The organism is Pseudorhizobium flavum (assembly GCF_044142885.1).
GTDB classification, from domain to species: Bacteria; Pseudomonadota; Alphaproteobacteria; order Rhizobiales; family Rhizobiaceae; genus Neorhizobium; species Neorhizobium flavum.
This window is the reverse complement of sequence record NZ_JBIOKZ010000002.1, coordinates 295151-309144: the sequence shown is the minus strand read 5'-3', so window position 1 is coordinate 309144 and position 13994 is coordinate 295151. Positions and strand designations below refer to the sequence as shown.

12 protein-coding genes are annotated in these 13994 nt (G+C 62.7%); 8 read left to right on the top strand and 4 right to left on the bottom strand.

All coding sequences use genetic code 11. The features are described 5' to 3' along the window. The first annotated feature begins 286 nt into the window (after nucleotides 1-286). The 3 genes from ACEPP2_RS04985 to ACEPP2_RS04975 all read left to right on the top strand — a co-directional run bounded on the left by ACEPP2_RS04985 (nucleotide 287) and on the right by ACEPP2_RS04975 (nucleotide 3306). Nucleotides 287-1498 carry a pyrophosphate--fructose-6-phosphate 1-phosphotransferase gene (locus ACEPP2_RS04985; RefSeq protein ID WP_395515971.1) on the top strand — a complete coding sequence of 404 codons (1212 nt, stop codon included), beginning with the start codon at nucleotides 287-289 and terminating at the stop codon, nucleotides 1496-1498. A 36-nt stretch (nucleotides 1499-1534) separates the two neighbouring features. Further along, entirely contained in the window at nucleotides 1535-2170 is a 636-nt protein-coding gene (locus ACEPP2_RS04980; protein ID WP_395515970.1) for a LysE family translocator, read from the top strand. 92 nt (nucleotides 2171-2262) lie between these two features. After that, a complete protein-coding gene (locus ACEPP2_RS04975; RefSeq protein ID WP_395515969.1) occupies nucleotides 2263-3306 on the top strand; it encodes a transglycosylase SLT domain-containing protein in 1044 nt (347 codons plus the stop codon). On the opposite strand, the gene ACEPP2_RS04970 is transcribed toward ACEPP2_RS04975, so the two are convergent. Further along, on the bottom strand, nucleotides 3307-4644 hold the full coding sequence (locus ACEPP2_RS04970) for a serine hydrolase domain-containing protein (RefSeq protein WP_281976849.1): 1338 nt from the start codon (nucleotides 4642-4644) through the stop codon (nucleotides 3307-3309). 141 nt (nucleotides 4645-4785) lie between these two features. On the opposite strand from ACEPP2_RS04970, the gene ACEPP2_RS04965 reads away from it, so the two are divergent. The 5 genes from ACEPP2_RS04965 to ACEPP2_RS04945 all read left to right on the top strand — a co-directional run bounded on the left by ACEPP2_RS04965 (nucleotide 4786) and on the right by ACEPP2_RS04945 (nucleotide 9873). Continuing rightward, nucleotides 4786-6033 carry a DUF3419 family protein gene (locus ACEPP2_RS04965; RefSeq protein ID WP_395515968.1) on the top strand — a complete coding sequence of 416 codons (1248 nt, stop codon included), beginning with the start codon at nucleotides 4786-4788 and terminating at the stop codon, nucleotides 6031-6033. Beyond that, complete coding sequence (locus ACEPP2_RS04960) at nucleotides 6030-6698, top strand: class I SAM-dependent methyltransferase (protein ID WP_142587937.1); 669 nt, start codon at nucleotides 6030-6032, stop codon at nucleotides 6696-6698. Before ACEPP2_RS04965 ends, ACEPP2_RS04960 begins: the two co-directional genes overlap by 4 nt. 101 nt (nucleotides 6699-6799) lie before the next feature. Then, complete coding sequence (locus ACEPP2_RS04955) at nucleotides 6800-7582, top strand: glycoside hydrolase family 25 protein (RefSeq protein WP_395515967.1); 783 nt, start codon at nucleotides 6800-6802, stop codon at nucleotides 7580-7582. Between the two features lie 91 nt (nucleotides 7583-7673). After that, complete coding sequence (locus ACEPP2_RS04950) at nucleotides 7674-8858, top strand: lytic murein transglycosylase (protein ID WP_395515966.1); 1185 nt, start codon at nucleotides 7674-7676, stop codon at nucleotides 8856-8858. 82 nt (nucleotides 8859-8940) lie between these two features. Continuing rightward, nucleotides 8941-9873, top strand: a complete 933-nt coding sequence (locus tag ACEPP2_RS04945; protein ID WP_395515965.1) for a DMT family transporter — start codon at nucleotides 8941-8943, stop codon at nucleotides 9871-9873. A 403-nt stretch (nucleotides 9874-10276) separates the two neighbouring features. On the opposite strand, the gene metF is transcribed toward ACEPP2_RS04945, so the two are convergent. From metF to ettA, 3 genes are all read right to left on the bottom strand, one after another. Further along, nucleotides 10277-11170 (bottom strand): methylenetetrahydrofolate reductase [NAD(P)H], encoded by an 894-nt coding sequence (gene metF, locus ACEPP2_RS04940; protein ID WP_395515964.1) that lies wholly within the window; start codon nucleotides 11168-11170, stop codon nucleotides 10277-10279. A 13-nt stretch (nucleotides 11171-11183) separates the two neighbouring features. Next, on the bottom strand, nucleotides 11184-12185 hold the full coding sequence (locus ACEPP2_RS04935; protein WP_395515963.1) for an ArsR/SmtB family transcription factor: 1002 nt from the start codon (nucleotides 12183-12185) through the stop codon (nucleotides 11184-11186). A gap of 151 nt (nucleotides 12186-12336) precedes the next feature. Further along, the gene (gene ettA / locus ACEPP2_RS04930; protein ID WP_281976843.1) at nucleotides 12337-13986 is read right to left on the bottom strand and encodes an energy-dependent translational throttle protein EttA; all 1650 of its coding nucleotides are present in this window, start codon (nucleotides 13984-13986) and stop codon (nucleotides 12337-12339) included. Nucleotides 13987-13994 lie beyond the last annotated feature (8 nt).

The window sequence follows — 13994 nt, the reverse complement described above, 5'->3', positions numbered from 1 at the left end:
CTTTCATGCACGGTTTCTAATTATTCACTCGGCAGAAGGTCTACGTGTTCAATGTGGAACTCATGCGTTTCGCGACATGCCTGCCTTTCGAAAATGTACTACGGTGTTTGTCCACAGCCGGATTACCCGCCGCCCGGGTTGAATCGATTAGATCGAAACGTCCGTCTCGCAAGACCTGCCGAACAGGCGGAAATATCGGTTTTTCTTGAATAATTCCCTTTACAGCCCCTTCGCTCTGCTCCATCCATTGCCCACTGCGGCCGAAGGCGATTGAAGGGAGAAGACGATGGCGAAACAAAAAGTGGCGATGCTGACTGCGGGCGGACTTGCGCCATGCCTGTCATCGGCCGTCGGTGGATTGATCGAGCGCTACACCGATATTGCGCCGGAGATCGAACTGATTGCCTACCGCTCCGGCTACCAGGGCCTGCTCAAGGGTGACCGGATCGACATCACCACGGACATCCGCGAGCGCGCCCATCTGCTCCATCGCTATGGCGGGTCGCCGATCGGCAACAGCCGGGTCAAGCTCACCAATGCGGCGGACTGCGTGAAGCGCGGCCTTGTCAAGGAAGGCGCCAACCCGCTGCAGGTCGCAGCCGACCGCCTTGCGGAAGATGGCATCACCATTCTCCACACCATTGGCGGCGACGACACCAACACGACGGCCGCGGACCTCGCCGCATACCTCGCCGGCAATGGTTACGACCTGACCGTGGTCGGCCTGCCGAAAACGGTCGACAACGACATCGTGCCGATCCGGCAGTCCCTGGGCGCCTGGACGGCTGCGGAGGTCGGCGCCCATTTCTTCGACCATGTCAGCAATGAACAGAGTGCCGCACCGCGGACCCTTGTCATCCACGAGGTCATGGGCCGGCATTGCGGGTGGCTGACAGCGGCCACGGCGCGCAAGTACATCCAGCGTACCGAGCACAATGAATATGTCGAGCAGTTGATGATGAACACGTCGATGAAGAACATCGACGGCATTTACCTGCCGGAAATGGCCTTCGATCTGGAAGCCGAGGCAGACCGCCTGCGCCGGATCATGGACGAGCGCGGCTACGTGACGCTCTTCGTCTCCGAAGGCGCTTGCCTCGACGCCATCGTGGCAGAGCGCGAAGCATCCGGCGAAGAGGTCAAGCGCGACGCATTCGGCCACGTGAAGATCGACACCATCAACGTCGGCAACTGGTTCCAGAAGCACTTCGCATCCCTTCTCCATGCGGAACGCTCAATGGTTCAGAAGTCGGGCTACTTCGCCCGCTCGGCGCCCGCCAATCCCGGCGACCTGCGCCTCATCCAGAGCATGGTGGACCTTGCGGTCGATAGTGCGCTGGACAAGGTCTCCGGCGTGACGGGTCACGACGAGGGCCAGGAGGGGCGGTTAAGGACGATCGAATTTCCCCGAATTAAGGGTGGAAAACACTTCGATCTGTCGGCAAAATGGTTCGGCGAGGTCATGGATTTCATCGGTCAGCCTTTCCGGGCCGCCTGATAGACCTACCTCCGACAGAAGCCTCGGGAGGACGCAATGACGATCGAGACATGGATAGCCTTTTGCGCTGCCACGTTGGCGTTCGTCCTCCTGCCCGGCCCAATTGCAAGCCTGATCGCCCGCTACGCCCAGCACAAGGGCCGTTGGACGGCCTTAGTCACCATTCCCGCGGTGTCTCTCGGGTTGGGTGCCGCCTTTGCGATCGCAGAACTTCCTATCGTGATCGTCGTCGCGCTGCTGCCGGGCGCAGTCGAGTCTCTCGCCTGGCTCGGCCTCGCCTATCTCATGCTCTATGCCGTCTGGTCCTTCCAGGGGCCGGCAGCCCGCGGACCGCGTGCGGCCAATGACAACGTCCCGGAACAGGAGCGGCTTGCGACCTTCGTTCATCTGGTGAGAATTCCCCTCAGGACGGCGCGCTATGTCGTGGCGCTGGCTGCCCTGCTCGTCCACTTTGCTGGAGCAGTGTCGGGCAATATGGCGGTGCTGATGGAGATGCAGGCGGTGTTCCTGGTCGCAGCAGCGGCCGGATGCCTCGTCCATGTGATCTATCCCGGTTGGGCGCTCGAGCGCATTCGCCGGCCCGCCCTGCCGGGACCAGCCTCGCACAAGATGCACACGCGATTTATCGCACGGCGTGCCGTGACCGCCGGTTATCGGCGTATTGCAGCCTGATATCTTGCCCGCCCAAGGGCAATCAGTTAATGAAATTGTTAGTTCGGCGACGTCGGGGCGGCGGGGACGACAAGAATGATGGAAGCGACCCAATGGCGATCAACCGATTTCTGAGCCGCACGGCACTGGCCACCCTTGCCGTGACGGCTGCGCTTGCCAGCTGTTCCAGCGTCGAACCTTCGCCCGGCAAGACGGCGCGAGTGGGCATACCCTCCCCCGACGATGGGGCCCCGGCTCCGCCACTTGATACCGCGCAGGCGACTAGCGAAGTCGCAGCCGCCTCCGAGGGGGCGGCCATGCCCGACGCACCTCTGGCCAAGACCGGACGCATCCATATAGCCGTACCCGACAGCCCTTCCGTCGCCTCGATCCAGACCGCAGCAATGGCTTCGCCGGAGATGGCTCCCCAAGTTGCCTATGCCGCCATCAATCCGGTCGCCACAACAACAGCTGCCGCTGCCCTGCAGACGGTAGCGCTTCCGGCCGGTCAGGCTGTCGGCGCTTCAACGGCGAACCTGCTTGCGCCACCCGCCTCCGCCGAGCCGCTGGCCGCCCCGACGTCCGAGCTCCGCACACAGGCCTTGGCGGCGGATGAAGACGAGCTGACGCCGGACATGCCGGCGCTGCAGGCGGCGATTCCGATCCCGCGGCCGGACATCGCCGCGACCGCCTATGCCGCGAAGCCCTCGCAGCCGGCTGCTCTTGCGACGCTGCAGGCCGTAGACACCCGCACGCAGTTCCCGCCCGCACCCGGCGAACCTCTACCCGGGACGGCGTCCGCGAGCCCGCCGGAGATTTCTGCGCTGATCAAGCGCTATGCCGGAATCTATGGGGTTCCCGAATCCCTCATCCATCGGGTCGTGCACCGGGAGAGCCGCTACAATCCCAAGGCCTACCACAAGAACGGCTACTGGGGTCTCATGCAGATCAAGTACGCGACCGCGAAGTCCATGGGCTATTCCGGTCCGCCAGAAGGCCTGCTCGATGCCGAAACGAACATCAAGTACGCGACAAAGTACCTGCGCGGCGCCTGGCTCGTCGCCGACAACAGCAACGACAGTGCGATCCGCCTATACGCGCGTGGCTACTACTACGACGCCAAGCGCAAGGGCATGCTGCACGTCCTGCAGCAGTAGCTATTCGCTGAGCCGGACAACCTCTCGTACCAGGCGGAGGACCTCATAGCCGTCGCGCCGCGGCGTGAGCCCAAGCCGGACCACTGCGATGTTGCGCGAAGGCATCACTGCGATCGTCTGGCCGTCATGTCCCTGCAGGAAGAAGGTGTCACCAGGCAGTCCCGCCGCATCTCTTCCCGCCAGCCACGTCTGCATCATCGAGTAACGCCCCTCCGAAGTGGCGTTGGGCTCCGACATCCGGGCGACGAATCCCTCCGGAAGCAGGCGCTCGCCGCCCCAGACGCCATCCTGAAGCAGGAAGAGCGCAAAACGGGCCCAGTCTCTCGCCGTCGCATACATGTAGGAACTGCCAACGAACGTACCCTTAGCATCCGTTTCCATGACCGCGCTCTCCATGCCCAACGGATCGAAGAGCGCTTCGCGCGGATAGGCCAGCGCCGCAGATGGCGTTCCGGCACGGTCCATCCAGATGCGCGAGATCAGCACGGCGCTCCCGGAGGAATAGTTGAAGCGCGTGCCCGGCTCGGCCACCAGCGGCGCATCGGCGGCAAAGGCCGCCATGTCCGGCTCCAGGTACAGCATGCGCGTCACGTCGGTGACAGCGCCATAGTTTTCATTCGAGGCCAGACCGTCCTCCATGGCCAGCAACTGCGCGAGCGTGATCTCGCCCCGTTCGTCGCCGCGCCACTGCGGAAGGAGCGCCCTGTCGGACAGCGAGAGGCGTCCTTGCCGGATCAGCGTGCCGACGATGGCCGCATTGACCGTCTTCGTCATCGACCAGCCGAGCAGCGGCGTCTCAGGCGAGAAGCCCTGCCCATAGACTTCTCCCGCGACTTTTCCGCTCCTGACCACGACGACCGCCCGCATACCTGGGCCAGTCAAAGCACTGTCAGAGAGAAGTCTCGCAATCGCCAGATCCGACTCAACTTGTTCTCCGGCGGGCCAAGGAGTTGGTGCATCCGATAGCGCAGCCGTCGGGTTCGGCAGGGAAAGGTTGGAGACCTCGCCTTCTGGCGCCACCGCGCATCCGAGCCCATCGCGGTAGACCGCCTCGTTGGCGGCGAACAGACCGAGCAACGACGCCCTCACCCGCCGCTCCGTCCGATCCACTTCCATCAGCCGCAGCAGCGGATGCCCGGGCGCCTGGACATCAACCGCAAGCACATCTTCGGCGTCGCGTCCGGCAATAAACAGGTTGGAGCAGACGATCTTGGCCGAGTATCCGGCTCCCACACGAAGCAAGGCCGGTGGTGCGAGGTAAAGCCAGAGCGCGACGCCGGCCACCACAAGGACAGCCAGCACACCGACAATCTTCCCCACCTGGCGCAGACGTCGCATCCACCGCCTCCTCTTCTGCCGCGACATGCAAGCAGCAAACGTTCTCCGGCGAAAGGGGCCTCGGAAGTTAGCCACAACAGTCGTCATCTACCTGTTGCACGCGCGGGCTATTGGACGGCATCGCCAAGGGTGGGGATAGAGATGGCCCATGTAACTCACGACGCAGGCTATGTTCGCAACAAGCGGCTCAGGGACGCGCTCCTGCAGCACAGCCCCCTCAGCCGGAAGGGCTTTTCAGAGCGACTGTTCGGCATTCTGTTCTCCGGTCTCGTCTACCCGCAGATCTGGGAAGACCCGGACGTGGACATGGCGGCGATGGAGCTGACGTCGGGCCATCGCCTCGTCACCATCGGCTCCGGTGGCTGCAACGTCCTCGCCTATCTCAGCCGGTCACCCGGCCGGATCGATGTGGTGGATCTCAACCTGCATCACATCGCGCTCACCAGGCTGAAGCTTGCGGCCTTCCGTCACTTGCCTTCGCGGGCCGACGTCGTGCGGATGTTCGGAATGGAGAATGTTCGCAGCAACAGCGCATCATTCGACATTTTTCTCGCACCCAATCTCGATCCGCAGACCCGTTCCTACTGGGAACGGCGCCGTTGGAATGGGCGTCGCCGCATCGACGCCTTCGACCGGAACATCTATCGCAGCGGCCTGCTCGGGCGCTTCATCGCCACAGGTCACCTGCTCGCCCGCCTTCACAGGGTAGACCTGACCGAATTTTCCAACACGCGTTCGCTACGCGAACAGCGGCTCTTCTTCGATACGCAGATCGCGCCACTTTTCGACAAGCCCCTCATACGCTGGCTGACCAGCCGCAAAAGCTCACTCTTCGGCCTCGGCATCCCTCCGCAGCAGTATGACGAACTTGCCCGCAGCAGCGAGGACCGCACCATGGCACCGATCCTGCGCCAGCGGCTGGAAAAGCTCGCATGCCACTTTCCGCTGCGCGACAATTATTTCGCCTGGCAGGCCTTTGCTCGTCGCTACCCCGAAAAGAGCGAGGGCTGCCCGCCGACATATCTCCGCCCGGAAAACTATCTCGCCATCCGGGAGAATGTGGACAGCGTGGCTGTCCATCATGCGAGCGTCACCGAACTTCTCGCCAGGAAGCCAGCGGCCTCGGTCGATCGGTATGTTCTTCTCGATGCCCAGGACTGGATGACGGACGACCAGTTGAACGAACTCTGGGCGGAAATAGGACGGACCGCGGCGCCTGGTGCACGGGTGATCTTCCGGACCGCCGGCGAGCCCAGCATCCTGGAAGAGCGGGTTCGCGGCGCGATCCTGGGTCGCTGGGCCTATCTGAGCGACAGGTCGCAGGAACTGACGCTTCAGGACCGGTCGGCGATCTACGGAGGCTTCCACATCTACGAGTTGCGCGGATGACGGAAACTGAGGCCCGGCAGGAAGATGCTTCGCACGCCGTGCGCATGGATCGCATGTACCGCCACCAGCGGCACATCTATGATCTCACGCGCAAATACTACCTCCTGGGCCGTGACCGGGCCATCGAAGGTTTGCAGCTGCCTTCCAGGGGGCGACTGCTGGAGGTGGGATGCGGCACCGGTCGCAACCTCCTTGCCGCTCATCGCCGCTACCCTGACGCCCGTCTGTACGGGCTCGACATCTCCGCCGAGATGCTCGCCAGCGCCCGCCGATACTTCGAGGACAGGGCTATCCATCCCCGATTCTTGCGCGCCGACGCCACCCGTTTCAGCCCGGCTCACTTCGGTACGGATGGTTTCGATCGCGTGCTGATCTCCTACGCCCTCTCGATGATCCCCGATTGGGAGGGCGCGATCGATACCGGCATCGCGGCCCTTGCCCCCGGCGGCTCGCTGCACATCGTCGATTTCGGCCAGCAGGAAGGTCTTCCCCGCTGGTTCCGGTCGTTCCTCGTCGGGTGGCTGAGACGCTTCCACGTGACGCCCCGCGCCGGTTTGCAGAGGGCACTGGAGGAAAGGCTGGAGCAAGCCGACGCCGACATGATCTTCGAAGAGATCTTCGGCGGCTATGCCTGGCACGCGATCCTGCGAAAGCGCGGCGGCTGACGACCTCCCTTGCCAGCGGACGCATTTTGCGGCGTTATGTGGCGCGAGAATAGAACCGCAGGACCGCTCCGGCGCCGCCTGACAAAGCAGACGGAATGCGCATGTACCGGCTCCCTCTCGTGCTCCTGACGGCGGCGCTCCTGCTCAGCGGTTGCACGGTCGCCGCCTATGACGCGCTCAGTACGGACTCGATCGCGAAGCCGCGTTTCGGGGACAACGATCCTGTCGATTTCGGACAGCGGCACCCGCACCTGCACGACGTTCACGGCATCGACGTTTCCAAGTGGAACGGCGAGATCGACTGGCAGGCAGCGCGGAAGTCTGGTGTCGCCTTTGCGTTCATCAAGGCCACGGAAGGCAAGGACCGGGTGGATTCGAGTTTCGAGCGCAACTGGCGTGGCGCGGCTGCTGCCGGCCTTCCGCACGCGCCCTACCACTTCTACTATTTCTGTTCGACTGCCGACGAACAGGCGGACTGGTTCATCCGCAACGTGCCCAAGTCAGCCGTGCGCCTGCCCCCCGTTCTGGATGCAGAATGGAACCACGCCTCCCCCACCTGTAAGCTGCGACCGCCGCCCGCCAGGGTCCGTGCCTCCCTGCAGCGCTTCATGGACCGGATCGAGGCCCATTACGGCAAGCGGCCGATCATCTACACCACCGTCGACTTCCACCGGGACAATCTCGTCGGCCATTTCGACGATTACCACTTCTGGGTCCGCTCCACCGCGGCGCACCCGGAGGACATCTATGCGTCGAGAACCTGGGCGTTCTGGCAGTACACCGCGACCGGCGTGGTCCCGGGCGTCAATGGCAACACGGACATCAATGTCTTTGCGGGAACGCAGAAGAATTGGCAGGCTTGGGTCGCTTCGGTGACCGACTGACGGAGTGCTCGGACCCCGGCGCTACCCGCGCCGTGCTTCCGTCACAATGATTGCCGAGACGATGACACCACTCATTGCATGGAGAACCCGAATGTCGTCTGTCCGAAGCCTGATCCTCGCGGCCCTCATGTCGAGCGGCATCGCCTTGCCTGCAGCTGCCCAGAGCTGCGGCGGAGATCTCGGCGTCTTCCTCGAGGGCGTCAAGGCGGAAGCGGTGGCGAAAGGCATTCCCGCCGACGTCGCGGACCGCGCACTTTCCGGCGCACGGGTCGACCAGAAGGTGCTCGCACGCGACCGGGCTCAGGGTGTCTTCAAGCAGACTTTCCTGGAATTCTCTCAGCGAACGGTCAGCAAGGCGCGTCTCGATATCGGCAGCCAGAAGATCAAGCAGTACGCAGATATCTTTCAGCGTGCAGAGCAGGAGTTCGGCGTCGCCCCTGGAGTTATTGCTGCATTCTGGGCGATGGAAACCGACTTTGGGGTCGTCCAGGGCGACTTCAACACCCGCGACGCGCTGGTGACGCTGGCGCATGACTGCCGTCGTCCGGAGCTGTTCCGGCCTCAATTGCTCGCGCTGATCGAAATGGTGCAGCACGGCGACCTCGATCCGGCAACCAATACCGGAGCCTGGGCGGGCGAGATCGGCCAGGTACAGATGCTGCCCGAGGATATCATCGCCTATGGCGTGGACGGCGACGGCGACGGGCATGTCAACGTCAAGCAAAGTTCGCCGGACGCCATCCTGACGGCCGCGAAGTTCATCCAGAGCCTCGGCTTCCGCCGTGGCGAACCATGGATACAGGAAGTCACCCTGCCGGCCGACCTTCCATGGGAGAAGACGGGCCTCGGCAACGAGGTGCCGGCTTCCGACTGGTTTGCAATGGGCGTTCAGCCGCGAGATGGAAATACCGGGTTCGCCTCCCTGCCTGCGGCACTGGTCCTGCCGCAGGGGCGCAATGGCCCGGCCTTTCTGACCTACCCGAACTTCAACATTTATCTCGAGTGGAATCAGTCGTTCATTTACACCACCTCGGCGGCCTATTTCGCCACGCGGCTGATGGGCGCGCCAACCTACCAGAAGGGCAATCCCGAAGCGGGACTGGACGACGCGGCGATGAAGGCCCTTCAGACCAAGCTGCAGTCCCTCGGGCACGATGTCGGCAAGGTTGACGGCATCCTCGGCTCCGGCACCCGTCGTGCCGTTCAGAAGGAGCAGGCGAGGCTCGGCATTCCGGCCGATGGCTGGCCGACACAACAGCTGCTGCAGGCTCTTTGACCAAACCTACCCGCTCGCAAGAATTGGGTGGCGCCGCTAATCCGGCGCCACTATGCGTTTGGCTACACGAACGGAAATCTCGATGACCTCCTCCGCCCCTCGCCTGACGACGACCTCTTGGTCCCTGCTGATGCTTCTCGGGCTGATCTGGGGCGGGTCCTTCTTCTTCGCGCGGATCGCCGTGTTGGAAGTACCGCCCTTCACACTCGTCCTCCTGCGGCTGTCGCTGGCGGCGCTGGCCCTGCACATTTACCTGCGCGGGCGCTTCGGCCTCTACGCAACACTGCGCAGCCACTGGCGCGAATTCGCGATCATGGGCTTCATCAACAACGCGTTGCCCCACACGCTGATCTTCTTCGGCCAAACCGAGATCGGTGCCGGCCTCGCCTCCATTCTCAACGCGACCACGCCGATCTGGACCGTGCTGATCGCCAACCGCTGGACGGCGGACGAAAAACTCACGACGGCGAAGATGGTCGGATGCCTTACCGGCCTTGCCGGAACCGCGGTTCTGCTCGGTCCAGCCTTGACGTCTGCCGCGCATGCACCGCTTTGGGCACTCTCGCTGCCGGTCCTGGCTGCGGTCTGCTACGGAGTTGCCGGCACCTTCGGCAAGCGCTTCCGTCAGATACCGGCTCCGGTCACAGCCACCGGGCAATTGACCGCATCCTCCCTCATGATGCTGCCGCTTGCCCTTCTCGCCGACCAGCCCTGGACGCTTCCCGTTCCCAGCACGACGGCGATCCTCGCCATTCTCGCGCTCGCGCTGATATCCACCGCCTTCGCCTATCTGCTGTTCTTCCGGATCCTTACCCTCGCCGGCGCCACCAATACATCACTCGTCACGCTCCTTGTTCCTCCGAGCGCAATCCTTCTCGGCGCGCTTTTTCTCGGCGAGCGACTCGCCCTGACGGACATGGTTGGGCTCGCCCTCATCGCACTCGGCCTCCTGGTCCTCGATGCACGGATTCTGGAGGCGACAGGGAGGTCATGCCGCAGCCGGCGCAGCAGCTGAGACGCTTCCCGTGCTCACACTCTGTATCGTTCGTTAACAGGCGGCGACCGAAATTTTACGATTTATCCATCAACATTAACGCGGATAACAGCTAGCAAAATCAACCACTTGGCTCATTTTCACCTGAGGATTTCGCCCTGCGCGTGCTGCGCTGCAATACAGAAAAGTCTTTTCAAGAGCGGAAACTCCGACATACACTCCCTCTGTCAGCACAAGGAGGCAGACATGGGACGTGCATACTCTCTTAATGTCCTGGTAGTCGGTGCAGCGTTTGTGTTCGTGGCTTCCATGCTCTTTATCTGAGCGCCACAATCTCTCCGCATCGGGACATATCTGGCATCCGTGACACCTGTATAACAGTTTGGCCTCTCGAAAACGCAGCTCCCCTGGGCTGCGTTTTCTTTTATGCCGCGGCGTCCGCCTGGGCGCGCCGCGCCCGGCCCAGTTGCTCCAGCACCTGGTTTACGAGGCCGGAGCGGTTCATCGTGTAGATGTGGAAGTCGGTCACACCGCGACCGAGGAGATCATCGATCTGTTCGGCAGCCACATCTGCGGCCACCTTGGCGCGATCCTCGGGATTTTCTTCATAGCCCTCGAAACGCCTGTCGAGAAAGGTAGGAACTGAGGCCCCGCAACGTCCCGCAAAACGCTTCAACTGCGTCAGGTTCTGGATCGGCATGATTCCCGGCACGATCGGCATATCGATGCCTGCGGCCCGCACCTTCTCGAGATAGCGTTCGTAGACATCGTTGTCGAAGAAGAACTGCGTCAGCGCGCGCGCCGCGCCGGCATCCGCCTTGCGTTTGAGCATCTCGATATCGAAGGCAAGGTCGGCGCTTTCCGGATGCTTCTCCGGATAGGCGGAGACCGAGATGTCGAAGTTGCCGATCTCCCGCAGGCCCGCCACCAGTTCGGCCGCATTGGCATAACCGTCTGCATGCGGCCTGTACTGGGTGCCGACGCCGCTGGCAGGATCGCCTCGCAGGGCAACGATCCGGCGCACACCGGCGGCGCGGAAGTCTTCCACGACATTGCGCGTCTCATCCCGGGAGGCATCCACGCAGGTCAGGTGCGCGGCCGTCGGAAGAGCGGTCTCGCGAATGAGACGCCGGACGACAGAAAGCGTCGGTGCCTTGGTGGAGCCACCAGCTCCGTAGGTGACGGAAACGAAGTCGGGGTTCCAGGCGCCGAGGTCGAGGACGGCGTCCCACAACTGGCCTTCCATATCGGCTGAGCGCGGCGGAAAGAACTCGAACGAAAGCCCGAAGGATTTCTGCGGCGGGAGCGTCGGTGTCATGGCGGCAGTCCTTTCAGGCCGGAGTCATTTCCTTGGCGGCGGGAGCGTCGGCGATCAACAGGCGACGGTCCCTCGCGAGCCACACAGTCGCGGTCAGCGACGGGCCTCCCTGCCGGTCGGCTGCAAGATCGACAACCTCCTGCACATCAAGCCCGACCTTCTCTAGCCACTCGGCCATCGTCTCGTGAGAGAAGCCGAGCCGGACATGAGCATGTTCATCACGCAGGTATTCGAGATTGTGAGGCGCAAGATCGACGATCAGCAGACGGCCGCCGGGACGAAGGATGCGCGCCGCCTCGGCGATCGCCCGCTCCGGCTGATCCAGAAAGTGAAGGACCTGGTGGATCGTGACGAGGTCGAAATCCTGCCCGTCGAGCGGCAGATTTAGGATATCGCCCTGCCGCACAGACGCCTTCACGATACCCGCCTTGTCGAGGTTGGCCCGGGCGACGGAGAGCATGTCCCGGCTAGCGTCTATGCCCACGGCACGGCGATAGACGTCGGAAAGCAGCTGGAGGATCCAACCCGTGCCGGTTCCCAGATCGAGCAGCGAATCTACCGGGGTGCGCCCGACCAGCTTCAGCAGTGCCTTCTCGACCACAGCGTCGCTGACATGCAGGCGACGCAACTCGTCCCATTCGGCGGCATTACGACTGAAATAGGCCTGCGCCCGTTCCGCCCTCGCCTGCTTCACCGTCGCCAGGCGCTCCCGGTCACGTGCGAGAATCGGGTCGTCGATGGAAACGGCAGTGAGCAACGTCCGGACGAGCGCGGCCGCCGTACCCTCTCGCTTGAGACGGAAATAGGCCCAGGCTCCTTCTTGATATCTCTCGATCAGGTCCTCTTCGGCGAGCAGCTTCAGGTGCCGGGAAATGCGCGGCTGCGACTGGCCAAGGATTTCCGTAAGATCAGTGACGGTGAGGTCGCCGGCGGCCACCAGCGCGAGCAGGCGGAAGCGCGTGGGTTCACCGGCAGTTTTCAGGACGTCCACCAAGGTATCGAGGGAATGCCCCATTATAATCGCCTTCGCAATCAAGATATAAAGATATGTTTATATCTCATTTGACAATAAGGCAACCCTCAAATCGTCCGCCATCGTTGACGAACATCGTAAATACAAAACGGGCCACCCATGGGCGGCCCGTCAGCAGGCATTATAGTGCAGATCAGCGCGTCAGCCGTTTGTAGGTGACCCGCTTCGGGTTGACCGATTCCGGTCCTAGCCGGCGGATCTTGTCCTGTTCGTAGTCCTCGAAGTTGCCCTCGAACCATTCCACATGGCTGTCACCCTCGAAGGCGAGAATATGGGTCGCCAGGCGGTCGAGGAACATGCGGTCGTGGCTGATGATGACGGCGCAGCCGGCGAAGTTTTCCAGTGCGTCCTCCAGAGCCGACAGCGTTTCCGTGTCGAGGTCGTTGGTCGGCTCGTCGAGCAGCAGGACGTTGCCGCCAGCCTTCAGCATCTTGGCGAGGTGCACGCGGTTGCGCTGGCCGCCCGACAGGTTGCCGACCTTCTGCTGCTGGTCGCCACCCTTGAAGTTGAAGGCGCCGCAATAGGCGCGGGAATTCATCTCGTACTTGCCGAGCTTGATGATGTCGTTGCCGCCGGAAATCTCTTCCCAGACATTCTTCGAACCATCGAGCGAGTCGCGACTCTGGTCGACATAGCCGAGGTGGACGGTCTCGCCGATGTTGATCGAGCCGGTATCCGGCTTTTCCTGACCGGTAATCATCCGGAACAGCGTCGTCTTACCGGCGCCGTTCGGTCCGATCACACCGACGATTCCGCCTGGTGGCAGCTTGAAGCTCAGGTTCTCGAAGAGCACGCGATCGCCATAGGTCTTGGAGATGTCCTCCGCCTCGATGACGACATTGCCGAGCCGCTCGCCGACCGGAATGATGATTTGGGCTTCGCCGGGACGGCGGTTCTCGGCCGCAGCAACCAGTTCGTCATAGGCGCGGATACGGGCCTTGGACTTCGCCTGACGCGCCTTCGGACTCGAGGCAATCCACTCCTGCTCGCGCGACAGCGCCTTCTGGCGGCTGCCTTCCTCGCGCTCTTCCTGCGCCAGTCGCTTTGCCTTGGCCTGGAGATATGCGGAATAGTTGCCCTCGTAAGGAATGCCGCGACCACGGTCGAGCTCGAGGATCCAGCCGGTGACATTGTCGAGGAAGTAGCGGTCGTGGGTAACCATCAGGATGGCGCCGGGATATTCGCGCAGGTGCTTTTCGAGCCAGGCGATCGTCTCGGCGTCGAGGTGGTTGGTAGGCTCGTCGAGAAGCAGCAGGTCGGGCTGGCGCAGCAGCAGCTGGCAAAGCGCGACGCGACGCTTCTCGCCGCCTGAAAGATTATCGATGGTCGCGTCGCCCGGCGGGCAGCGCAGGGCCTCCATCGCCATCTCGACCTGGCTTTCCAGGTCCCAGAGGTTCTGGCTGTCGATGATGTCCTGGAGCTTGGAACCCTCCTCCGCCGTCTCGTCGGAGTAGTTCATCATCAACTCGTTGTAGCGGTCGAGGATCGCCTTCTTGTCGGCGACACCTTCCATGACGTTGCCGAAGACGTTGAGGCTCTCGTCGAGCTGCGGCTCCTGCGGCAGATAGCCGAGCGTGGCGCCCTCGGCGAGCCAGGCCTCGCCGGTCCACTCCTTGTCCAGCCCCGCCATGATCTTCAACACGGTCGACTTGCCGGCGCCGTTCGGGCCGAGAATGCCGATCTTGGCATCCGGATAGAAGGACAGGTGAATGTTTTCGAGAATCTTCTTGTTGCCGTAGGACTTGTTCAGTCCGGCCATGTGATAAATGAACTGACGTGCCATCAGAAAAG